The sequence below is a fragment of the Caballeronia sp. GAFFF2 genome (genome assembly GCF_023631485.1).
Lineage (GTDB): Bacteria > Pseudomonadota > Gammaproteobacteria > Burkholderiales > Burkholderiaceae > Caballeronia.
In genome coordinates this window covers 1-22,326 of record NZ_JALQDA010000032.1, presented here as the reverse complement: position 1 = coordinate 22,326, position 22,326 = coordinate 1, and the positions used below count along the sequence as shown (strand labels likewise).

The window sequence follows — 22,326 nt, the reverse complement described above, 5'->3', positions numbered from 1 at the left end:
GCCTTGTCTCGGAGTGAAGATGCAACTCAAGTCGATCAACCCGTTGCGAGAAGACGCAATCCGCCTGCGTGCCTATTATCTTTGGGAGGCAGACGGTCGGCAGCACGGACATGATGATCTCTATTGGGACGAAGCGATTGCTCAGTTGCAGAACGAGAGTCGTGTCGCTTCGTCCCCCACTTTACCGGACGTTCTCGGTGATGCGGCCGATACGAAGCGGGTCTTGCAAGCGAAGAAAGGTGCGAGCACATCGAAGGGAAGGGCGGCCGCGCAGCCCGATCACGACTTGCAAGGTGGCCGTGCACATGCGGACGCGGAGCCAGTCCGGACGACGGAAACTCCCGCATCAGCCACTGGCGCGAAAGTAAAGAAAGGCACAAAACACGAAGAGCCGCCAGCCAAGCCCGCAAAAGAAGTGGTCATGAAGGCGTCGAAGATCGCAAATGAGTCGGACGCAAAACCTAAGCGATCTTCCAAACCCAAGAAAGCTTCATCGGATGCAAGATCATAGCGGTGGCCTGTTCGGAAGCCCTGCATCAGTCAGCAGAAGTTGCGGCTGACGGACGTGAGTCCCCCAAGCAAGTGGGACAAGTCCACCAGTCGATGGGCAACCAGGTGTCGAACTTCTCCCTCGCACTGCCAGGTCCCGTACACGGCGAGCAAGGACGCTCCGAGCGCTTCCCTTCGTTGCTTTTCCTGCAATGACGGCCAGATGATCACATTGACGTTCCCCGTTTCGTCCTCGAGGGTGACGAACATTACGCCCTTAGCCGTCCCCGGTCTTTGCCGGCCAGTTACGAGGCCGCAGCCACGCGCCAGACGCCCGTTTCGATAGGCTCGCAAGGTCGAAGCCGGCATCAGCCGTTGCTCAAGCAGCATAGGTCGAAGTAGCGAAAGGGGGTGGCGACCGAGCGTCAAGCCGGAGGCGTTGTAGTCGCTCACGATATCTTCAGCTTCAGATGGCGCACCCAACGCTGGCGTCTCGTCATCAATCCGGCCGTCGGCGAGGATGTCACGATCGGGTACGGCTGCAACCGATTGCCACAGTGCCTCGCGCCGATTGCCCGCTAACGACTGAAGCGCGTTCGCGGCGGCCAGTACCTGAAGATCATGACGATCCAGCTGGGCTCGTCGCGCCAGGTCGCTCACGCTCCCGAAAGGGCTCACCGCTCGCGCGTTCTCGATGCGCTCCGCCGCCCCATCACGCATGCCCTTAAGCAACGATAGTCCCAGGCGCACAACAGGCTTCCGGCGACCTGGGCGTGGCTCCAGCACCGAATCCCAGCCGCTGATCGTGACATCGATGGGCACTATATCGACGCCGTGGCGCCGTGCGTCCTGTACGAGTTGCGATGGCGAATAAAAGCCCATCGGTTGCGAGTTGAGCATAGCGGCGAGGAAGGCCGCCGGCTCATGGCATTTGAGCCAACTGCTCGCATACACGAGCAACGCAAAACTCGCCGCGTGACTCTCCGGAAAGCCGTACTCACCGAACCCTTTGATCTGCTCGAAGATGCGCTCGGCGAAGGCGAGGTCGTAGCCTCGTTCCTTCATGCCGTTGACGATGCGATCGTAGTATTGCTCCAGACCGCCTTTGCGCTTCCACGCAGCCATCGCACGACGTAGCTGGTCGGCTTCGCCCGGTGTGAAGCCGGCAGCCAGGATCGCGACTTGCATGACCTGCTCCTGGAAGATCGGCACACCCAACGTTCGACCCAGTGCCGTCTCCAGTGCTTCACTCGGATAGGTCACCGGCTCGAGCTTCTGACGCCGCCGCAGATATGGGTGCACGGCGCCGCCCTGAATTGGACCAGGGCGCACGATCGCCACTTCGATCACCAGATCGTAGAACGTACGCGGTTGCATGCGCGGCAGCATGCTCATCTGCGCGCGAGATTCGATTTGAAACACGCCGACTGTGTCGGCCTGCGAGATCATCTCGTATGTGGCCGGATCCTCGGGCGGGATGTCCTGCATTTCGAACCGCTCACCACGCTGCTCGGAGACAATGTCGAGCGTGCGACGGATCGCCGACAACATGCCAAGCGCCAGCACATCGATCTTGAGCAGCCCGAGTGCCTCGAGATCGTCCTTATCCCATTGAATTGCGCTGCGATCGGCCATCGCGGCGTTCTCGACAGGCACAAGGCGCGTGAGTTTGCCGCGGCTGATGACAAAACCTCCCGAGTGCTGAGAAAGGTGCCGTGGAAAGTTCAGGATCTGTGCCGCGAGCGTCGCCCACATCCGGATCAGCGGATTTTCTGGATCAAGGCCGGATTCCTCGAAGCGACGCAAAAGATCCTGCGAATGATCGAACCACTGGTGGCTCTTAGCGACCTTGTCGACGATTTGCGGGTCAACGCCCAGCGCCTTGCCGGTCTCGCGCAGTGCGCCACGCGGTCGGTAGGTTGAAACGGCCGCCGCGATTGCCGCCCGATCTCGCCCATACTTCCGATAGATGTATTGGATGACTTCTTCCCGTCGCTGATGCTCGAAGTCGACATCGATATCCGGTGGCTCGCCGCGTTCCTTACTAATGAATCGCTCGAAGAGCATGTTGCCGCGAGACGGATCGACTTCCGTCACGCCAAGGCAATAGCATACGGCGCTGTTGGCCGCCGAGCCACGCCCCTGACACAGGATGTGCTGAATACGCGCAAATCGCACGATGTCGTAGACCGTGAGAAAGTACGCCTCGTAGCGCATCTCGCGAACGAGCTGCAGTTCATGTTCGATTTGTTGCTGAACCTCGTGCGGAATACCGGCCGGAAAGCGCCTGTGCGCGCCAATGTAGGTTTCCTGTCGCAGATATGCTTCATGCGTGAACCCTTCCGGCACCAGTTCATCCGGATACTCGTAGCGCAACTCATCCAGCGAGAATGTGCAACGCTCGAGGATGTTGAGCGTTTGAGCGAGCGCGTGAGCCGGATACAGATTCGACAGACGTAGCCGTGAACGCAGGTGCTGCTCCGCGTTCGGTGCGAGATCGTAGCCGCATTCGGCCACGGGCTTGCCGATACGGATTGCGGTCATCGTGTCCTGCAAGGGCTTGCGCGAGCGCACATGCATCACGACATTACCCAGCGCGACAACCGGTACGCTGTGCCGGTCGGCGACGTACTCGACGCTGCCGCGATGGATGTCATCCATCGCACGCTGGTGCAAGATCAACCCGACCCACGCGCGGGCCGGAAAGGTATTGTTGAGCCACTCGACTTGTGCCGAGAGCGCTTCTTCCTTCGCCGGAAAATCCGGCACGAGGATAGCCAGGCAGTCTGGCATGCCACGCAAATGAGCGTGTTCTTTTTCGGGTCTGGAGAGATCGTGCGGCGTGAGCAGATAATTTCCCTTTGCCGCCCGTATCCGGCCGAGCGTAATCAGTTCGGACAGGTTGCCGTAGCCGTTGCGATTCTGTGCGAGGAGAATGAGGCCGAACGCAGGAGTTTTGTCGGCATGCACGAGCCGAAAATACGAGCCGATGACGAGGGGCAGCTTTTCTTCTTTGGCCTGCACATGCGCGCGCACCACACCGGCGAGCGAACATTCGTCAGTAATCGCAAGGCCTGAGTATCCCAGTTGCGACGCGCGCAACACCAACTCTTCGCCGTGCGATGCGCCGTGCAGGAACGAAAAGTTCGTGAACGCGAATAACTCCGCGTAGTCGGGTAGGGTCGACGAAAACAGATCCACGACAACACCACTTACCCGAACAGTCCGTGAAGAAACCAGCGGACTTCCTCAGTCTTCACGCTCGGTCGCTCGCGGTAGATCCAGTAACAGCTCTTGTCGGTGGCTTCCGCGACGTAGTAGTCGCGCGTCACGAGTTCGCCGTCGTGCCAGCCCGCTTCAATGCGCTCGCCAGCGGAAACGAGTTTGAGCGGCGAGCCGTAGAACGGTCGGTGGTTTTTGATCATGAGCCGCACCGGCTCGTTGAGTAGCCAGGTGGGGCGCGGAAGTTCGGCCGGGGGCGGACACGCTTGGGCGGTGTCCTGGACCGGTATCCACTGATTGGCGTGTTCAGGCCGGTGGTCTGAGGTGGGCGCAGGCCGCAGGACATTCTCAGGCCCCAAGCGCGCCACCAGCAATTCGAGCAGCCGGTTGTGATCTTCCGTCGAACCGCCCGGGTCGGGAAACAGCGAATCGCTCGGCGGCTCGGCCGGCTGGACTCGGGATGCCGTCAGCCGCACGGCAATGACGGCTGCTTCGAGCTCGATCCGTCCAAGTCGCTCTCTGAGCAGGCGGACCAGGTGTTCCTCGTGCCAGGTGGGTTCGGCAAGCGCAATGTCGATCTGCGTGGGCTCAATGGCCTGGCGACCGCGCTCGTGTTCCAGCGTGATCGTGGCCTGCGTGAGCGCGAGTTGCTGCGCGCTCAGCCAGCCGCACAGTTGGACGATCAGACGGCGCGCGGAAAAGAGAACGGCCTCGGCATGCTCGACCCGATCGGGCAGTTCGGTGCGCGCGCTGAAAGCGGGTGGCAACTCAAGCCACTCGTAGAGTTCAGGCGACAGGCCATAGGCGCGGTCAAGCGACTCCAATAAGTCCACGCCACACCTCTTTTTAAGCCCTGCACGCGGCAGGCGTCGAATATCGTCGAGCACTCGGCAACCGAGACCATTGAACCAGTCGCTGAACGACCGAATCTCCGGCACCACCACGAAAGGCAGCACGCCAAGGTGGCGTTCGAGCGAACTCATCTTGAGTACGCGTCTGCGCCCGCGCTTGGCGAGCAGCCACGCGCCCTGGCCGGTCGGCGCTACGCTCATGCGGGCGGTGACGCCGATCGTCCTGACCGTCTCGTTGATCTGCCGGCACACCTGTCGAATGCCGCCGAAAAGCCGGAGACTGGCGGTGACATCGACAATGAGGGTTTCTTCCTCCCGCATGGCGACCTGCGGCGAGAAGCGAAGCAAGGCAAAGGCGACTTCACGCTGTGCATCGTGTTCACGCGTCGGGTCGCGGTCAACCATCAGCGCATCGGCCGCGAGTGTCGTGACACCTCCTCGTTTCATCCCCACTCTCACCCCCGCGTCTTGTGCTGCCTGGTCCAGCACAATGACCTTGTCGCGTTCCAGCACCACACATCCGTGTTCAGTCGGAGGCGACTACCTCGGACGGAATACCTCCAGCGAGAGCCGGGGCAGGAAGATGGCGACGAATACGGCCATGGGGGCTGAGCAAGATCGGAGACGGTTGAAGGTGGATGGAGAGTGACTCGGTTCGGGTGGGTCCTCGTCGCTTGATGATGTCGACAAAGATGCCGCCGTCGGCGGGCCGCACCCCCAGTCGTAACGTCGCGGGTGACGAATCCTGGGCGGCGGCGAGCGGTCGAACTAGAATCAGGAGCGTTTCGGTTGCTTGTGCCGCCAGATGCAATCGCCGCAACGCCTCAGATCGAATGTGCTGCTGCCAGAAGAGCAGGGCGCCACAACTTCGTGCGTTCAGTACGCGCTCGGCGCACCAGAGCGCATCCGCAGTCTTTGGCGCGCGCAGCATTGTGAGCTTGTTCAGCGGCACACCCAAGTAGGCAAAGGCGAGGCTGTTCGGCACATGCGGGGCTTGCAGCAGCGCGACCGGTCGTTGGCTCGCGGCAATCAGCGCGGGATTAAGCAAGCGCATTTCACCGATTCCTGGCTGTTGGATGAGCAACTCGACTAAGGAGCCAATGGGCCAGCCCCCGCCGGGTAATTCCGCCGACAGGGCCGCGTAGCCGGTGTCGATCGTCTTGCCGTAGGCCCGCGCGAGTTGCGACCCACGCCAGATCGCGGGATGGATCGCTTCAATGTGCTTGGGCAGAGCGGCCATGGCAAAGGAGGTTCAAAAACACTGTATGGATGTACAGTAGGATCTTAGCGCAAAAATGAAGCAGTGAATTGCGCCCTTTTAGCTGGAACCGAAAAAAGCTGACCAATATGCTTAGCCCAGACACTCCTTGTTGGAGAACGCCGAAGTCGCGACCAGGCTACGTCGCGCATTCGGCGCTGCGACCATGGACGAAGCGTTTCGCGCGGAGAAAGCGGCCGCGACCTTTTTTGCGCAGGAGAACGGCGCGCCTTCCGAACGAAGCCTCTTGATGATTTCAATCGCTCGGAATCGGCGGCAGCGTGCGTGTTCGCCATTACTTCCGGGGGGCGACCGCTCATGCATTGGCACGGGATCGCGCTGCAGCCTATTACGGTAGCCCGCCGTTGAAAGCCCGCAGCGCGTCCGCATCTGCAACTGAGGTCGGCGGATCGGTACCATGGTGGAAATACGGAGGAAAAGCAGGATCGACATGATGAAACCTGACATCGACGAACTGACTGGCGCACGTGCGGATTTGCTCTGCTTTCTGGTGGCGACCGTAGCCGCGTCTTACGCTTTGACGCACGAATGGCGCGTCGATCACGTGGTGGAGAGCTGCCGCATCTGGCTTAAGCGCAATCTCGTCACGATGGACTGGCTCGCGCGCATCCGCATAGGCCAATTGGCCCTCAAAATTGCGCGATGCGATCTGAAGGGAGCGGGCATTGCCGTGCGCCAGGCGGACGTGCAGACACTGTTCACGGATGGCATGGGCCTGAATCACGCAAGCACAGTGGTGCAGAAGATGATGCGGCTGTGCCGTGACGCCACCGGCACGGCGAGCTAGCGCCCCCTTTTTACGATCGGACTTAAGGTCAATACCCAGGGAGACAACAGTGTGCTACTCGGCCCAAATTCAGGCGGACTACCGGAAATACGTCAAGATGTTCGGCGCGCAGATGGACATTCGTGAGTTTGCGCGCCTGTTCTGGGAGCGCGCCGAAGGCAGCAAGGCCAAGATTCCGAAGGCGATGGAGGACGCATTTCACGAACCACAAAGCGACGACGAACGCCAGATCAAAGAATTCATCGATCGGTTCAATGTCGAGCAGACCTCAAAGATCGAGCAGGAGCTTTTCAGGCAGCGCACGCGTCTTGCGGATGCTGAGCGCACGCTGCAAACGAAAACTACCAAAGCCGCTACCGAAAGCAAGCGGATCGCGACTGACAAGATCGAAGCCTCGTTGCGACGCCTGGAGGACCTGAACCGAACCGAGTTTAGGCCGCGCGACGCACGGATTTTCCCGGGCACGTTTGCACCGGTCCTAGTGATCGAGAACGGCGAGTACGTCATCAAGCCGATGCGCTACCAGTGCCGAATCGCAGGCAAGCCGGCCAACTACGACGTCAAGTACCCCGGCACCTACAATGCACGGCGCGACAATCTTGAAGGATTCTGGAAGCCGTGCTTCGGTCACGCGCATGGACTTATGCTGGTTGATGTTTTCTACGAGAACGTCAGCAAGGCAAAGATGGAAGGGACGCTGTTGGAGACACATCAGCGGGACGAAAGTGTGGTCCTCGAGTTTCGCCCGAACAACGGGCAGCTGATGTATGTCGCTTGCCTGTGGTCGAAATGGAGTGCACCGGGGGAGCCGGACCTGCTCTCCTTCGCGGCCATCACAGACGAACCGCCGCCGGAAGTGCAGGCCGCTGGCCACGACCGCTGTATCGTCCCAATCAAGCCCGACAACGTCGAGGCATGGTTGAATCCAGACGCCTCTAATTTGGCCGCGCTCTATGCGATCCTCGACGATCGCGACCGACCCTACTACGAACATCGGCTCGCTGCTTAGGCGGGCGTGCGCTGCGCAGCTCCAAGCCGACGCCGCTAATACGCAGCGATTTATTCAAAAAGACGCTGATCGTCCTGGTCCTGACTAACATGTCGCGATAGACATCCTGGGAGGACGCGTGGACAAACTAGAGAAACACCAAAGAACGCGATCGAAGCGCTTGCCTGCTTTTCAGTTTGCAGTCGCGAGCATCGCTCACACTGAAGGCGTGGTTTGCGAATTGCACGCGGGCGATGCTTGCACAGTGGACCTGGAGCGCTCCAGGGCACTTCTCTAGATGGCTCGCAAGCTCCCTCGCTTCGAGCCTGTCGGCATCAGAGAAGGCTGAACGTTCTGGCGCAAGTATCGCGGCAACGCGGACGTCGAGCGCATGTTGCTCGAGATCGCACAGGCGCGGGAGGTCATGCAGCAGATCGGCGATTACTTCGACTGCCTGCACACGGTGTGGGTTGAAGGAAGTTTGGGGCAACTGTTCGCCCTCGAAAAGATTCGCTTGCTGCTGAACGAGCAGGCCCTGCGACAGCGTGTACTCGCGGGACTCAAACCACCGCCTCGTAGAGGTGAACCCGATGACCGCAAGGGTCCGGGCGACTTACCTTTTTCCCAACACCTTTCACTTGGTCTTTATTCACGATTGCTCTCCAGCTAAAGCGCCTGCGGAATGTAGGCGTCCCTTCATAGATCGCACGAAGGATGTCGAACGTCAATCATCCCGCAGAATTTTGCTTTTGGCTGAAGAATGGTCTCGTGCACGCGTGGCTGCTGGCGCTCGATGTTGATTCGACGCGGGGTCGACATGCTGTTACCGGTTGCCGAAGATCGCACTTAAGCCGTTGCACCCGACCAATATGCATCGGCGCAACGCCGGGTTGCGGCGGCGGTCCGTGACACCCCTGCGGCGGCCTGCGCTCTGCTGTACCGACGACGCACTCGTGCGCAGGCGGACGCACGAGTGTAGGACGGCTATTGCGACGAGCTGGCAGCTTGTGCCGTGCGCTGAGCTTGCGCATTAGGCTGCGGTTGCGCCCGAGCAGCGGCTTCCTCCTTCGCCTTCTTATCGGCCATGTGACGGCCGACTAGACATCCCCCTGCAGCGCCGAGCACGGCATGTCCCTTTCCCACGTAGTGTCCGCCAACACCGCCAACAGCCGCGCCCGCCAAACATCCAGCGGCTCGCGCTTGCCCAACGGTTGCCGCAGCAAGAGCCGCGACAACCAACGTCAATGCTTTCGATTTTATTCTGTTTTCCCGGTAGCTAGTGGTTGCGGGGCGACTGATATGCGTCGCAGGTCGAGGACTCGCGAATCACTCGTACTCCAGGCTATAAACGTCCGGCGCACGCCTGCGGATGACGCTCAGCTCTCGTGGTTTGAAACAAATTGTTGAGGGCCGCCAGCCTTCGTCGTGTGCCGCCGCAACGTTCGTTAGACCTGCGCCGCATATTGCCCCAAGGTCAACAGTCTGACGCAGGCGGGCGGTAGTTCGATGGCTCGACAAGCGCACGAGGCTACTCACCTGCTCGTTAGTCTTGCCTTCGACGATGCGTCGGCGACCATGAGTATTTCTGAGCAAGCGCGGGCTCTTGTCTGCTGCCGTCAATCCAGCTCGCTTAAGAGCAGCGCGGACGCATTTGAGCATCGTGTCCAGCTGCATCGGTTTCCCGGCTGCGGTGGTCATAAACAACCATTGCGTCGCGCACTGGATGATTTGGCGCGGGTCATGATAGGCGCGAAGCACGTCGACCGCGAAGCGTCGATGGGCACTCGACGCGCGATGCGAGGCCCGTGTTTTTCGACAAAGACAGTGGGGCGGTCATTAGCGACATCGAGATCATCGACCCTCAGTTGCCTCAACTCGGCGGCCGTCACTCCGGAGGCAAGAAAGAGCGCCACGATTGCCGTGTTTCGAAGCTTCTTGAACGCCGCGCCGTCTGATGACACACTTACCGCCTGTAGCCGTGCATCGCCTTCCGCCGACAGATAAATCGGCGTTGACTCGTCCTCGGGCGGCTATCGTTGATGAGCATTTGCGTGGCCGGATTGTCGGTCTGCAATTCGATGTTGACTAGGTGGCGAGTAAAGCGGTCGATCAGCTTCAAGCATGACCAGAAATCCTCGACAATGATGGATCAGAAAAACGCAGCCCGTGGCAGCGCCGTGCCGTTGACGGCGTGATCGCCGATGGCGCGCGCCTTATACGCCACGGGGTTGTGCGATGCGATCGTGCGGATGTTGCGCCAGTGACGGTCGAGCCGTGCGCGCTGAGTCGCCGCCGATGCGCCGCCTGCGTCGAACAGATGCGTGGCCGCTTTCAATGCGATGTCATCGATGGCGACTTTCGACTTGGCCGCCTGCAACGCTGCTTCGACGAAAAGCGTGTCGTCCGGCTTGCCCGCAAGGGACGTTTCGAACGCCGCGTCAAGTGTCGCGCCGGCTCGCAGCACGGCGGACTCCGCGACGAATGCCGCGCTCTGCAATTCACCGACGATTTGCTGCAGGAGCGGATCGTCGGCGGGACGTTCCGCGCTCGCGTGATAGTAGTTGCGCCCGCGCGTGCCGACGAGCCGCGCGCCATCCGCCGCGATGCGCCGCACGATGCCCGCGATGATCGTCGTGAGCCACAGCTGCGCGAAGGTCGCCTGATGCGCGATTTTTACGTCTTCGTCGAGAGCCAGCACGTCGTGCGCATCGACTTCGACATCGGTGAAGACGGTCGTGCCGCTTGCCGTCAGACGCTGGCCGATGCCGTCCCAGTCGTCGCGCACATCCACGCCCGGTTGCCGCACGCCGACGCGCGCCACGACGAAGCGTCCCTCCGGCGTCTTCGCGTTCACCATGATGTGATCGAAGTACAGGTTCCCGGTGCTGTAGTACTTCGCGCCCGTAAGTCTGAAGCCCGTGCCGTATGGAACGAGACGCGTGTTGCCGTCGCCATCGCCGACATGCTGCGTGCCGTTCTCGCTTGCGCCGAGTCCGAAAAGTTCGCCTGCGCGCACGCGCTCCAGCCAACGTGCATAGTGCGGCAGATGCGCCGCGCGCCTGGCCTTTTCGACGAAGGCGAAATGATTGCGCAGGATATGCGGAATGTTCGAATCCGCCGCGCCGAGTTCGAGCACGAGTTCATAGAGTTGCGGGAGCCTCGCGCCTGCGCCACCTTCCGAGACTGGCAGGCGGAACAGGCCGAGACCCGCCGCGCGGATGCGTTCGATAGCGTCGCGCGTATCGACGTCGCCATGGTCGCGTGCTTCGCTGCTCGCAGCGATTTCGTCGAGCAGGGCGCGCAGTTCGCGGCTGCCGGGGAGCAGGCTCTGCAAAGCGTTGCGCGTCGAAATGACAGCATTCATGTTTCGCTTTCCTTAATTGTCATGCAGGATCGACGGCCACGCGCAGGCCCGCCTGTTCCATCAACGGCAAGACCGCTTCACCGAAGTAGGCGAGATCCGGCTCGAAGTCGAAAAAGGTGAGTTGCACGCCATCGACGCCGGCTTTTTTCAGACGCAGGAGATCCTCCACCACGCGTTCCGGCGAGCCGATGATCTGAATGTTTCCGCCGAGCACACGCTGTTCGCGCTGATGGTTCTTCCATGCCTTTGCATCGCTGCGCCGGCCGGTGAAGCCATCGACTGCGCCGAAGTCGCCGTGCGAGAGAATGGCCTCGTGATAGGCGCGCGCTTCGTGTTCGGTCGGCCGGCATACGATCGTCGGATTGATCAGCGTGCGAACCTCGCGGCGATTGTCCGCGGCGGCCGCGCGAATTTGCGCGGTATGGGCGGGCAGCACGTCGAGCGCGGCATCGATCTGCGCGCCCGCCGAACTCGTGATGAAGATCAGGTCCGAATGCTTCGCCGCATAGGCGATACCGGCCGGCGAACTCGTCGCATTGACGAGCACGGGCCGTCCATAACGCGGCTTGGGCGACGAGAACGCATTCTTCGTTGAATACCATTCACCGTCGAACGTGAGGTTCTCATCGAGCGTCCAGAGCTTGCCCATCAACTCGACGAATTCATCTGCCATGCGATAGCGCTCGTCGTGCTCGAAATGCCCGCTGCGGCCGAACATTTCCGCTTCGTCGATCGAATGGCCCGTCACCATGTTGAGGCCCCAGCGCCCCTGCGAGATGTGATCGAGGGTCGCACCGAACTTCGCCAGATGCAGCGGATGCCAGTTGCCATACAGGATATGCAGCGTCGACACAAGCAGGATGCGCTCGGTGATCGACGCCAGCGACGCAATGGTGATGAACGAGTCCAGCGACAGATTGCGGTAGCGCATGTCGCCGCCGTGGCCGTCGCGACCGAGCCATTGCGCGAGCCCGAACACGAGATCGAAGCCGAGCGCTTCCGCTTTCTTGGTGAGGCGCGCGTTGTAATCAAAGGTCCAGTCCGTGGTGCGCGGCAAGGTGGACATCGACCAGCCGCCGCTTTGAATCGGCAGGAAGAGGCCGAGCATCAACGGCTGGCGCATGGCGCGCGAGAGCGGGCTGTCGGGAAATTCCGCGGGAGATTTCATGCGATGTCGTGACCAGTGGTTTGAAGGTGCGTCAGGCGTTGCGCACGCCCGCCAGCGACGAATACGCGCCCATCGGCGTCGAACTGAAGCCGGTGAGATTTGCGGCGTGAATCGAGTACAGATGCAGTTCGAGCAGATTGATCGACGGCACCTGCTGCTGCGCGATGAGCTGCATCGCGTCGATGAACGGTTTGCGCTTTACGGGATCGGCCTCACTCACGAGACCTTCGATGGCGTGATCCATCTCGGGTGTCGCATACCCGCTCGCATTGCTTGACGTGGACCCGGGCTTGATCTGCTTGCTCCAGTAACGGCGCGTGACGCCAAGTTGCGGATCGGCGAAGGCGGAGTACCAGTTCGTCAGCGTGTCGAAATCGTAATCGGCGTAGGCGCGACGGTTGAAGGTCGGCACGTCCGTGGCGATCAACTGAAGCTCCACACCGACGCGGCGCAACTGCGCCTGTATGAATTGCGCCGTCAACGTGTACTGATTTCCGAACGGAAGCGGCAGATTGTTCAGACGCAGCCGCACGCCATCGCTGCCGCGCTTGAAACCCGCTTCATCGAGCAGCGCTTCGGCGCGTGCGGGATCGAATGTGTATTGCGGCAGGTCGGGCTTGAAAAAATCCTTCTGATAGCTCGGTATCGGGCCTTGCGCAGGTTTTGCGAGGCCATACCAGACCACCCGCGCCAGTGCATTGCGGTCGATGGCGTGAGCGAACGCCTGCCGCACGCGAAGATCCTGAAACTGCTTGCGCCGCATGTTGAAGTCGAAGAAGCAGATCGGCGCGATGCCGTCGAATGCGCGGCTCGACACGACAAAGCGCCGGTCGGTGCGCAGGCGCGCGAGATCGGGCAGCGAGACGGCGTCGGTCGGTGCATAGCGCAGATCGCCGGATTCGAGCGCGGTCAGGCGAGCGCCCGCATCCGGAATGATGCGAAAGATGATCTGCTCGAAGTGCGGCGGATTGGTCTTGTCCCAGTAGTCCGGATTGCGCTCCAGCGCCACGTAGTTGCCACGCTGCCATTCACGGAACTTGTACGGGCCGTTGCCGACTGGCCGCGCGTTCAGCGGATTGGCGAGCGGCGGGCTGCCCGCGTAGAGATGCTTGGGCAGGATCTGCGTTTCGAAGCCGCCGAGCGCGGCCCACATCGCGGGCACGGGCGACGAGAAGCGGAAGATCGCGGTGTGCGCATCGGGCGTGTCCACGGCATCGAGCGTGGCGAAGGTCGCGCCGCCGCGCGGATGAAAGCGCTTGGTTACTTCCATCAGCGAATACTGCACATCGGCGGACGTGAAGGGCTGGCCGTCGTGCCACTTCACGTCATCGCGCAAGTGGAAGGTGACGGTCTTGCGGTCGGGCGTTTCGTTCCATGAACGCGCGAGTTGCGGCACGGGCTTCAGTGCGTCGTCGTAGGTGATGAGGCCGTCGAAGAGATTTACCGAAACGATGACCGCCGGATTCGAAATGTTCAGCCCGGCGACCCAGCCGGCCGGTTCCGGCACGATGCTCGCCTGAAGTACTGCGTGATCCTTGGCGCCGGCGTCATTCGCAGCGAAGGCGAGGCCGGGCAGCATCGGCGCGGCGGCGGTGGCTGCGGCCATCTGGAAGAACTGGCGACGCGTGATCAATTCGTAAGCTCCTTTTTTTTCATGCGATGACGACAGGTTTGATCGCGCTTTCCCCGTGCTCGACGCTGGCGGCTTCCCGATGCAAATGGCACGCGACGGTATGGCCGCTCACCAGCGTCACGGGTTGCGGCTCGATCTCGCCGCACACGCTCACGGCATGCGGGCAGCGCTGGCGGAACCGGCAGCCGCGCGGAATGTCGAACGGGCTCGGCAATTCGGCCAATACGGCGTTTGCTTCGAATGACGAACGAGAAGCACGCGATGGAATCGAATCGAGCAGCAAACGCGTGTACGGATGCGCGGCGTCCTTCCAGAGACGCGCACGCGGCACCACTTCGACGATGCGCCCGAGGTACATCACGGCAATGCGGTCGGCGAGATGACCCACCGCCGCCAGATCGTGGCTGATGAACAGATAGGTCATGCCGCGCGCTTGCTGAAGGTCGCCGAGCAGGTTGAGCACTTGCGCCTGCAGGGACACGTCGAGTGCGGAGACCGGTTCATCGCAGATGACGATGTCCGGGTCGATGGACAACGCCCGCGCGATATTCGCGCGCTGACGCTGGCCGCCCGAGAGTTCGTGCGGAAGACGGTCCGCGAGTTGCGGCGCGAGTCCGACCTGCGCGAGCAGCGCGTCGATGCGTTCGCGCCGGTCGGCGCGCGTGCCGATGCCGTGCAGTTGCAGCGGCAACGACAGCGTCTTGCGCACCGTCTTGCGCGGATCGAGCGCGGAAAGCGGGTCCTGGAACACCATCTGGATGCGTCTGCGCCAAGGCAGCAGGCGGCTCGCATCGAGCCGGGCGATGTCGGTGCCGTCGAGCCGCACCGCGCCGCTGTCGGCATCGATCAGGCGCACCAGCGCACGCCCGAGCGAACTCTTGCCGCAGCCCGATTCGCCGACCAGGCCGACCGTCTCGCCGCGCGAGAGGCCGAGCGACACTTCATCGACCGCGGTCAGAACGCCGCGCCGGGTCCGGTAACGCACGCTCAGGTCCTCGATATCAAGCAGCATGGGCGTGTCTCGCTTCGATGAGGTCGGCATCGTGAGCGCGAATGCAGCGCACGCCATCGGTGCCGCTCGTTCCGTTTGTGCCGCTCGATTGCCACGGCGGCACGTCGTCGCGGCAACGGGCCTCGGCGAAGGCACAGCGCGGGGCGAAGGCGCATCCGCCGGGCGCGAGACCGGGTGCCGGCACCGCGCCGGGGATTTCCGAAAGCCGCGTGCGTGCGCCGCCGCTTTCGTCTCCGTGAGGCGGACGCGCCCGCAACAAGCGCTGCGTGTAGGGATGCAGCGGGGCATCGAACAGGGCATCGACGCTGCGTTCCTCGATCTTGCGCCCGGCGTACATCACCGCGACGCGATGCGCGAGTTGCCCGACGATGCCCAGATCGTGCGTGATGAGCAGCAGCGCCATGCCCGTCTGCCGCTGCAAGGATGCGAGCAGCGCGAGGATCTGCGCCTGAATGGTCACGTCGAGCGCGGTAGTCGGTTCGTCGGCGATCAACAGGCGCGGCTCGCCCGCGAGCGCCATGGCGATGAGCACACGCTGCCGCATGCCCCCTGAGAGCCGGTGCGGATAATCGTCGATGCGCCGCGCGGGCTCCGGAATGCCCACGAGCCGCAGCAATTCCAGCGCGTCACGCCGCGCCGCCCGGCCGCGCAATCCGCGATGCAGCGCGATCGCTTCCTCGATCTGCCGTCCCACCGTGCGCACCGGATTGAGCGCCGAGAGCGGGTCCTGAAAAATCATCCCGATGCCGCCGCCGCGCAGTGCACGCCAGCCGCGTTCGCCGAGCGTGGTCAGATCCGCGCCATCGAAATGCAGCCGGCGGCTCGTCACTTTCGCGTCCGGGCCGGACAACAGCCCCATCAACGCAAGCGCCGTCGTCGATTTGCCGCAGCCGGATTCGCCGACCAGCGCGAGCGTCTCGCCGGGCGCGACGTGCAGCGAAAGCCCGTCGACGGCCAGCGCCGCCGCGCCATCACGCGATCGAAACGCGACGCTCAGATCGTCCGCCAGAAGAAGCGGTGCGGTCGTCATGCGCCACCTCGGCGCGCGCCGTGGCGGCGTGGATTGGCAAGATCGTTCAGGCCGTTGCCGAGCAGGTTCAGCGCGAGCACTGTCACCAGCACCGCGCCGCCGGGAATCGCCGTCATGTACCACGCGGTCTGCAAGGCTTCGCGTCCCGAGCCGATCATGCTGCCCCACGTGACCACGTTCGGATCGCCAAGACCCAGAAACGACAGCACGGCTTCCGTGAGGATCGCGTTGCCCGCGAGAATCGAGATCATCACGATGGCGGGCGTCATCACGTTAGGCAACACATGCGTCACTACAATGCGCGCCCGGCTCATGCCGATCACACGCGCGGCCTGCACATATTCGGCGCGGCTCACGCGCAGCGCCTCGGCGCGCACCAGACGCGCGACCTGCGGCCAGCTCGTCAGCGCGACGCTCAGGACGATGGTCGGCACGCTCGGCCGCACCACGACCACCATGACGATGGTGAAGAGCAGCGCCGGCATGGTCTGGAAGAATTCGGTGAGCCGCATCAGCGCTTCATCGACGAAACCGCCGTAGAAGCCCGCGACCGCGCCGACCGTCGCGCCCGCCAGCGCCGCGAGCACGCCCGCCGCGATGCCGATTTCGAGCGACACGCGCGCGCCGTAGGCAATGCCGCTCAGGATGTCGCGGCCCATCATGTCGGTGCCCAGCGGAAAGGCGCGGTCCGTGCCCGGCCAGACGAACGGCGTGCCGACCATGTCCATCGGGTCGTAGGCCGTGAGATGCCTGGCGCTCAGCGCGATGACGAGCACAGCGACAAACAGCAACGCGCCCGCGAAGAGACTCGGCGCTTCGCGCGCGATGCGCCACGCGTGGCGCGTGTGGGAGACAGAGAGAACGTGGCTCATCGTTCCACCTCGATACGCGGATCGAACCAGCCATACGCCAGATCCGCGAACAGATTCACGGCGAGCACCAGCAGCGAACTGACGAACAGAATCCCGAGCAACAGGTTCAGATCGCGCGACGACACCGCGTCCAGCGCGAGCTGCCCGAGGCCCGGCCAACTGAAGACGGTCTCGATGGCGACCGAGCCGCTGAACAGCGTGCCGAACTGCAACGCAGTCATCGTGACGATGGGAAGCAACGCATTGGGCACCACATGCGAGACCACGGCGCGCCAGCGCGATACGCCCTTGGCTCGCGCGGTGCGTACGAAGTCCAGTCCGGCGACTTCCAGCACGGATGCGCGCATGAGCCGCGCATAGATGGCGAGGTAGTAAGCGGAGAGGCAGAACACCGGCATCGCCATGTGCGCGGCGACGTCGCGAACAAACGCCCAGCCGTGCAGGGTCGCGCCGAGCGTCGTCATGCCGCCGGACGGCAACCAGTGCAGATGCGCGGAGAACAACACCATCAACATGAGGCCGAGCCAGAACAGTGGCGTGGCGAAGCCGAGCGTCGCGATGACGGACACGAGCACATCGACCCAGCGCCAGCGCGATACGGCCGCGAAGGTCCCCGCCGCGCAGCCCACGACGAGCGCGATGACGAGTGCGCTCACCAGCAGCAACGCGGTGGCGGGCAAGCGCTGTCCGATCAGATGCAGCACTGATTCGTTGTAGCGGAACGACCAGCCGAGATCGAGATGCGCGAGGCGCTTCACATAGGCTGCGAACTGCATCGCGAGCGGCTGATCGGTGCCAAACTGGCGGCGCAATTCGGCCATGTATTCGGGCGTGGCGGCGCCCGCTTCGCCCGCGATCACATCGGCGAGATCGCCCGGTGCGAGCCGCAGCCAAAAGAAGTTCGCGATGGCGATCACCGCGACGAGCGGCAGGGCCTGACACGCGCGTCGCAGGGGATACGGCCACGGGCGGCGTGTCTTGGCGCTCGTGCGTGGAATGCTGCTCATGTGGCGCTCAGTCCTACATCGTCGAGCGATGCATACACGCCGATCGGCGTCGTGTTCACGTTTTGCAGGCGCTTCGAGTAGATGCGGAAAAACTTGAGTTCCGCCAGCGTGATGGAAGGCACGTCGCGCTGCGCGAGCACCTGCAACTGGTGAATGGCCTGCGTGCGGCGCTGCAGGTCCTGCTCGGTCTGAATGCTCTCGACCACGGCGTCCATCTCCGGCGACGCATAGCCCGAGCCGTTGCTCCACGCCGCGCCCGCGATGATGTTCTTCGACCAGAAGCGGCGGATCACGCCGATCTGCGGGTCCGCGAAGGCCGCGTAGAACGCGCTCATGGTGTCGAAGTCGTGCTCGCTGAAGATCTTGCGCAGATACGTCGGCAGGTCGTAATTGACGAGCGTCACTTCCACGCCGATCCGCTTCAGTTGCTGCTGGATGAACATGCCCGCGCGCTGATAGTCCTCGCCGTAGGTATGGTTCAGATGATTGAAACGCAGACGCACGCCATCCGCGCCGCGTTTGAAGCCCGCTTCGTCGAGCAGCGCTTCGGCATGCGCCGGATCGTACGGATATTGCGGCGTGTCGGCGGTGTAGAAGCTCTTTTGATAACTCGGCACCGGGCCGGTCGCGGGCGTGGCGAAGCCGTAGAACACGGCCTGCGCGAGCTGCTTCGTGTTGATGGCATGCGCGATGGCGCGGCGCACGCGCACATCCTGAAAGCGCTGCTGACGCAGGTTGAAGTCCATGAAGAACATCGGCGCATTCGAACGCCAGCCCTTCGAATCGATCACGAGATTCGGGTCCTGCTCCAGCCTGCGCGCCTCGATCAGCGAGACCGGGGTGAGCGGCGCGTACTGCACGGTGCCGCTTTGCAGCGCGACGCTGCGCGCGCTGGCATCCGGAATGATGCGGAACACGAGCTCGTCCACGCGCGGCTTGTTCTTGTCCCAGTAGTCTGGATTTTTTGTGAGGCGGATGTAGTTGCCGCGACTCCATTCTTTGAACACGAACGCGCCCGTGCCGACCGGTTTAGCGTTGTACGGATTGGTCAGCGGATCGGTGCCTGCATAAAGATGCTTGGGGAAAATGAACGCGGACGACGTATCGAGATACGCCCAGATGACCGGCGAAGGCTGCGCGAGACGGAACACGGCGGTGTGCGCATCGGGCGTATCGACGGCGGTGATCTGCGCGAAAGTCGGCCGCGCGATGGGATGCACCTTCTTCGATACTTCCATGATCGAATACTGCACGTCGGCCGAGGTGAACGGCTTGCCGTCGTGCCAGCGCACATCGTCGCGCAGCTTGAATGTGATGGTGCGGCGATCGTCCGACTCCGTCCAGGAACGCGCGAGCTGAGGCACCGGATGAAAGTTTTCGTCGTAGGTGATGAGCCCATCGAACAGGTTGCTCGATACGACGTTGGTCGGATTCGCGGGCGTTGAACCGGATGCCAGTCCCGCAGGTTCGGGCAGCGTATTGGCGACGAGCACGGTCGGACTGGCGGCGCGGGCGGCAACGGGAAGATCGACCAGACCGGCGCTCGCGAGCGCGCTGCTTTTGATGAGAAATTCTCTGCGGCTGGGCATGGGCGATGGAAGACGCGACTGCGTTGAGGCGGGAAGGGGAAAGTGCAATGCTAGGGCGCGCGGGATGGCGCCCACAACGTAGAAAAAGTGATATCCGCTTCACGCGAGGCGTGGATAGCTTTTCAGAGCGCACATAGTTAGGTTAAGCACTATTCATTGTTTGAATCGTTTCGGGCGTGGCGAGCAATGCAACCGATTGCGGATAACCTCTTTAACCGTTAATGCGAACGATGTCAGCGACGATTACTGTGCACCGGGCATTCTCGTTGTCTTCGCCTGATGTTCCCGATCAACCTCGCGCAATAGCTAGTTGTCGCTAGTTTTCTCGGCCTCGCTCGGCTCCTCTCCGGGGTTATAACGCGGCTTGGGCGGTGGCAGCAAAAAGAAGGCGTCGCATAGCAGTACAATGGCCACCCCGATCCGGGGCGCCGCGATCGCGACGAATACTGCAGCGATCTGGACTAGCGTCGCGACGCCATAGCGGCGGGTCATCTGCTGGAGGAAATCGGGCGCCAGCCGTTCGTCCATCAGCCGGCGGCCCGTCATTGCTTAGAACCACTTCGCCATCCAGGTGCAGGCGGTTAGCGCAAGACCGGCCACTAGGGTGACTGAGGCGACCGGCTCGAAGCCTGTGCCGAGGTGGAAGCACCAGACGCGAATGGGATAAGCATGACGACGATCGCCAGCAGGAACAGGAGGTTGATCACGCCAAACCAGTGATCGCTCTTCTCATAAATGCGACCCGAATAATGGTGTTGCAGCCAGTAGGCCCCGATCACGACATAGCAAAGAACGAGCGCAAGAAATTCGCGCCACTGTCCCGCCATGGCGCTTGCGAGGTCGCTGTACCCATGCGTGCCGTCCGGAGATCCGGGCACCTTGATCTCGACAATGAGCAGGGTCAGTGCGATCGCGAAAACCGCGTCACTGAATCCCTCGAAGCGCTCAAGTCCGCGCTCGGCACCATGCGTTTCCGCGTCGACAGGTCGTTTGCGTAGCATCGTGTGAGTCCTTTCGCATACGCCGGGGCCGCTCTGCTCGCGCCACAGCACGCACAATCTATGTTGTACACGCAGGCTTACTTGCTGATCGAGACAAGTTGTGAGAACACGACCGAGCATTGACGACTAAGTATGAGCGCTTTCGGCCGAGGCCGGTCGGAAGGCTTCTAAGCCTGTGCCTGTGCTTCCGACATCTCATTAGGATCAAGAGTTTGACGAAGGCGAGTGGCGGTGCGGTGGCTGGATAAGCCCATGAGGTTGCTCACCTGTTCATTGGTCCTGCCTGCTGCGACGTGCCGGCGGCCGTAAGTGTTCCGGAGCAAGCGCGGGCTCTCGTCGGCCGCAGTCAAGCCGGCCCGCTTAAGAGCGACACGCACGCATTTGAGCATCGTGTCCGGCTGCATCGGTTTTCCTGCTGCGGTGGCAATGAACAACCATTGCGTCACGCACTGGATGCTTCGACGCGCCTCACAGTAGGCGCGCACAACGTCTGCGGCAAAAGCATCGATGGGCACCCGTCGCGCGATGCGAGGCCCGTGTTTGTCGACGAAGACAGTAGGGCGATCGTAGGCGACATCGAGATCATCGACCCTCAGTTGCCTCAACTCGGCCGCCGTCAAACCCGAGGCGAGAAATAGCGCCACGATCGCCGTGTTCCGCAGTTCTTTGAACGCAGCGCCTTGCGTGGCGACGCAGACAGCCTGTAGGCGCACATCGTCTTTCAGCGAAAGATAGATCGGCGTCGGTTCGTCATCTGGCCAGCTTTCATTGATTAGCATCAGCGCGGCCGGATTGTCCGTACGCAATTCGATGTTGACAAGGTGCCGCGTGAACCGGTCGATCAGCTTGAGATAGCGAAGGCGGGTGGTCGTGCCGGGCGCGCAATCCTGTGCAAGGTCGGTGAAGAAGCCGTCGAGGTGGTCCATTCCATAGCTGGCCACGGTCGCACGGTGAGCGATCAGATAGTCGTTGAAGCGCGAGAACATCGAACGGTGCTGGACGATCGACTGGTCGGCGAACGCGCGGCGATCGGCGCCGGTAGCTCCTTCCCGCTGCCACTGCGCATAAGCGTCTTCCGGTGCGGTAAGCCAAAGATCGTCGGTCATGAAAATCGTTATACTGAATTTGGCCAAACCGCAACCCTACCGCGAAGCTAACGCTTCGCCAACCCCCCAAGCCACCAAGCACCGGCCAAAAACACGGGCCGCGTCGAAGCACCGTTGGCTCAACTCGCTAAGCCAGCGGCGCTCAGCTGGACTTGGGAAAAGCTTGCCGCAGTCCGGCTCGCCCGCCGAAGGTCATCGAAGTTCGCTGCGATATCGACTGAACAAGTCAACTGCACGTTAGCTTTAGAAATGCAGCGCTCGGTGTCTGCGGCTGGAGGGAAGAGGAGACATTGCCGTCGAGCGGATAGAGCCCAACGAAGTAGCGATTGCGGCAGAGCTGCTTGAGGTGGTCGCCGGGTTCCTTGGCGTCGCGGCGAAATACATCAAAACCGGCGAAATGGATGCACGGCGCGCTCGATCGGCAGAGGAAAGTTATCGGCCCTCCTTCACGGGGCTGGTAATTAATCCGGTGCAGCTGTTTTTCAACAGCCAAGGGGCTATTGCCGAGACTGTTTGAACCGCCCCGACTTTGTCGGAGACCGCCGAGTTGGGCGCTACGCCGCGCGAGCGGATCGCACCAGATTCCGATTGTAGACTTCCCCTGCTTGCGCAGGCGATACGTACCCGAGTGGGCCGAGCAGCCGATGGTGGTTATACCAGTGAACCCATTCGAGCGTGGCGAGCTCGACGTCTTGGAGTGTGCGCCATGAACGCCGATGTACAACTTCGGCCTTATACAAGCCGTTGATCGTTTCGGCCAGAGCATTGTCTTAGGAGTCGCCGACAGTTCCGACAGATGGCTCAACGCCCACGTCCACCAAACGTTCGGTGTACCGAATGCTGAGGTATTGGGCGGATTCAACCGGTCGTCGCAACACTGGATTGTTGAACAGATTTTAGGTATTCGTCCAGAGCTTCTGCAGGCGTC

Annotated in this window: 19 protein-coding genes and 1 pseudogene; 5 read left to right on the top strand and 15 right to left on the bottom strand. The window is 62.0% G+C overall.

Going from position 1 to position 22,326, the window contains the following annotated elements:
• The first annotated feature begins 19 nt into the window (after positions 1-19).
• Positions 20-511, top strand: a complete 492-nt coding sequence (locus NCT04_RS24495; RefSeq protein ID WP_250468095.1) for a DUF2934 domain-containing protein — start codon at positions 20-22, stop codon at positions 509-511.
• 29 nt (positions 512-540) lie between these two features.
• Here NCT04_RS24495 and NCT04_RS24490 read toward each other — a convergent pair whose 3' ends face one another.
• The 3 genes from NCT04_RS24490 to imuA are packed head-to-tail and all read right to left on the bottom strand — an operon-like array spanning position 541 to position 5,802.
• On the bottom strand, positions 541-3,690 hold the full coding sequence (locus tag NCT04_RS24490) for an error-prone DNA polymerase (RefSeq protein ID WP_250468094.1): 3,150 nt from the start codon (positions 3,688-3,690) through the stop codon (positions 541-543).
• Between the two features lie 11 nt (positions 3,691-3,701).
• Positions 3,702-5,075 (bottom strand): Y-family DNA polymerase, encoded by a 1,374-nt coding sequence (locus NCT04_RS24485; RefSeq protein ID WP_350030037.1) that lies wholly within the window; start codon positions 5,073-5,075, stop codon positions 3,702-3,704.
• Between the two features lie 13 nt (positions 5,076-5,088).
• Positions 5,089-5,802: a translesion DNA synthesis-associated protein ImuA gene (gene imuA, locus NCT04_RS24480; RefSeq protein ID WP_250468093.1), complete on the bottom strand. Its 714-nt coding sequence runs from the start codon at positions 5,800-5,802 to the stop codon at positions 5,089-5,091.
• 469 nt (positions 5,803-6,271) lie between these two features.
• Between imuA and NCT04_RS24475 the strand changes: the two genes are divergently transcribed.
• From NCT04_RS24475 to NCT04_RS24455, 4 genes are all read left to right on the top strand, one after another.
• Entirely contained in the window at positions 6,272-6,628 is a 357-nt protein-coding gene (locus tag NCT04_RS24475) for a hypothetical protein (protein ID WP_250468092.1), read from the top strand.
• A gap of 49 nt (positions 6,629-6,677) precedes the next feature.
• On the top strand, positions 6,678-7,637 hold the full coding sequence (locus NCT04_RS24470; protein WP_250468091.1) for an SOS response-associated peptidase family protein: 960 nt from the start codon (positions 6,678-6,680) through the stop codon (positions 7,635-7,637).
• Between the two features lie 370 nt (positions 7,638-8,007).
• On the top strand, positions 8,008-8,286 hold the full coding sequence (locus NCT04_RS24465; RefSeq protein ID WP_250468090.1) for a hypothetical protein: 279 nt from the start codon (positions 8,008-8,010) through the stop codon (positions 8,284-8,286).
• A gap of 1,135 nt (positions 8,287-9,421) precedes the next feature.
• Positions 9,422-9,571, top strand: a complete 150-nt coding sequence (locus tag NCT04_RS24455; protein ID WP_250468089.1) for a hypothetical protein — start codon at positions 9,422-9,424, stop codon at positions 9,569-9,571.
• 194 nt (positions 9,572-9,765) lie between these two features.
• Here the strand turns inward: NCT04_RS24455 and NCT04_RS24450 are convergent, their stop codons facing one another.
• From NCT04_RS24450 to NCT04_RS24395, 12 genes and pseudogenes are all read right to left on the bottom strand, one after another.
• Positions 9,766-10,980, bottom strand: a complete 1,215-nt coding sequence (locus NCT04_RS24450; protein WP_250468088.1) for an acyl-CoA dehydrogenase family protein — start codon at positions 10,978-10,980, stop codon at positions 9,766-9,768.
• A 19-nt stretch (positions 10,981-10,999) separates the two neighbouring features.
• Positions 11,000-12,148 (bottom strand): LLM class flavin-dependent oxidoreductase, encoded by a 1,149-nt coding sequence (locus NCT04_RS24445; RefSeq protein ID WP_250468087.1) that lies wholly within the window; start codon positions 12,146-12,148, stop codon positions 11,000-11,002.
• Positions 12,149-12,179: 31 nt separating this feature from the next.
• The gene (locus NCT04_RS24440; RefSeq protein ID WP_250468086.1) at positions 12,180-13,781 is read right to left on the bottom strand and encodes an ABC transporter substrate-binding protein; all 1,602 of its coding nucleotides are present in this window, start codon (positions 13,779-13,781) and stop codon (positions 12,180-12,182) included.
• Between the two features lie 19 nt (positions 13,782-13,800).
• Positions 13,801-14,793 (bottom strand): ABC transporter ATP-binding protein, encoded by a 993-nt coding sequence (locus NCT04_RS24435; protein ID WP_250468085.1) that lies wholly within the window; start codon positions 14,791-14,793, stop codon positions 13,801-13,803.
• Positions 14,783-15,823, bottom strand: a complete 1,041-nt coding sequence (locus NCT04_RS24430; RefSeq protein WP_250468084.1) for an ABC transporter ATP-binding protein — start codon at positions 15,821-15,823, stop codon at positions 14,783-14,785. The genes NCT04_RS24435 and NCT04_RS24430 overlap by 11 nt, the downstream gene beginning before the upstream one ends.
• Entirely contained in the window at positions 15,820-16,695 is an 876-nt protein-coding gene (locus tag NCT04_RS24425) for an ABC transporter permease (RefSeq protein ID WP_250468083.1), read from the bottom strand. Before NCT04_RS24425 ends, NCT04_RS24430 begins: the two co-directional genes overlap by 4 nt.
• The gene (locus tag NCT04_RS24420) at positions 16,692-17,702 is read right to left on the bottom strand and encodes an ABC transporter permease (protein WP_250468082.1); all 1,011 of its coding nucleotides are present in this window, start codon (positions 17,700-17,702) and stop codon (positions 16,692-16,694) included. Before NCT04_RS24420 ends, NCT04_RS24425 begins: the two co-directional genes overlap by 4 nt.
• Positions 17,699-19,291 (bottom strand): ABC transporter substrate-binding protein, encoded by a 1,593-nt coding sequence (locus tag NCT04_RS24415; protein ID WP_250468081.1) that lies wholly within the window; start codon positions 19,289-19,291, stop codon positions 17,699-17,701. The genes NCT04_RS24420 and NCT04_RS24415 overlap by 4 nt, the downstream gene beginning before the upstream one ends.
• Positions 19,292-19,597: 306 nt before the next feature.
• On the bottom strand, positions 19,598-19,837 hold the full coding sequence (locus NCT04_RS24410) for a hypothetical protein (RefSeq protein WP_250468080.1): 240 nt from the start codon (positions 19,835-19,837) through the stop codon (positions 19,598-19,600).
• A gap of 53 nt (positions 19,838-19,890) precedes the next feature.
• Positions 19,891-20,292 (bottom strand): TMEM175 family protein, encoded by a 402-nt coding sequence (locus NCT04_RS24405; protein WP_250468079.1) that lies wholly within the window; start codon positions 20,290-20,292, stop codon positions 19,891-19,893.
• A 167-nt stretch (positions 20,293-20,459) separates the two neighbouring features.
• A complete protein-coding gene (locus NCT04_RS24400) occupies positions 20,460-21,398 on the bottom strand; it encodes a tyrosine-type recombinase/integrase (RefSeq protein WP_250468078.1) in 939 nt (312 codons plus the stop codon).
• A 554-nt stretch (positions 21,399-21,952) separates the two neighbouring features.
• A pseudogene (locus NCT04_RS24395) lies at positions 21,953-22,252 on the bottom strand (integrase core domain-containing protein); the annotation flags it as partial.
• Between the last annotated feature and the right edge of the window lie 74 nt (positions 22,253-22,326).

Excerpts from the sequence above, each read along its gene's own strand:
- NCT04_RS24405 (WP_250468079.1), bottom strand. The coding sequence starts at position 20,292 with ATGCTACGCAAACGACCTGTCGACGCGGAAACGCATGGTGCCGAGCGC.
- NCT04_RS24450 (WP_250468088.1), bottom strand. The coding sequence starts at position 10,980 with ATGAATGCTGTCATTTCGACGCGCAACGCTTTGCAGAGCCTGCTCCCC.
- NCT04_RS24475 (WP_250468092.1), top strand. The coding sequence starts at position 6,272 with ATGATGAAACCTGACATCGACGAACTGACTGGCGCACGTGCGGATTTG.
- NCT04_RS24465 (WP_250468090.1), top strand. The coding sequence starts at position 8,008 with ATGTTGCTCGAGATCGCACAGGCGCGGGAGGTCATGCAGCAGATCGGC.
- NCT04_RS24425 (WP_250468083.1), bottom strand. The coding sequence starts at position 16,695 with ATGAGCCACGTTCTCTCTGTCTCCCACACGCGCCACGCGTGGCGCATC.
- NCT04_RS24435 (WP_250468085.1), bottom strand. The coding sequence starts at position 14,793 with ATGCTGCTTGATATCGAGGACCTGAGCGTGCGTTACCGGACCCGGCGC.
- NCT04_RS24410 (WP_250468080.1), bottom strand. The coding sequence starts at position 19,837 with ATGACGGGCCGCCGGCTGATGGACGAACGGCTGGCGCCCGATTTCCTC.
- imuA (WP_250468093.1), bottom strand. The coding sequence starts at position 5,802 with ATGGCCGCTCTGCCCAAGCACATTGAAGCGATCCATCCCGCGATCTGG.
- NCT04_RS24415 (WP_250468081.1), bottom strand. The coding sequence starts at position 19,291 with ATGCCCAGCCGCAGAGAATTTCTCATCAAAAGCAGCGCGCTCGCGAGC.
- NCT04_RS24430 (WP_250468084.1), bottom strand. The coding sequence starts at position 15,823 with ATGACGACCGCACCGCTTCTTCTGGCGGACGATCTGAGCGTCGCGTTT.
- NCT04_RS24400 (WP_250468078.1), bottom strand. The coding sequence starts at position 21,398 with ATGACCGACGATCTTTGGCTTACCGCACCGGAAGACGCTTATGCGCAG.
- NCT04_RS24420 (WP_250468082.1), bottom strand. The coding sequence starts at position 17,702 with ATGAGCAGCATTCCACGCACGAGCGCCAAGACACGCCGCCCGTGGCCG.
- NCT04_RS24445 (WP_250468087.1), bottom strand. The coding sequence starts at position 12,148 with ATGAAATCTCCCGCGGAATTTCCCGACAGCCCGCTCTCGCGCGCCATG.
- NCT04_RS24495 (WP_250468095.1), top strand. The coding sequence starts at position 20 with ATGCAACTCAAGTCGATCAACCCGTTGCGAGAAGACGCAATCCGCCTG.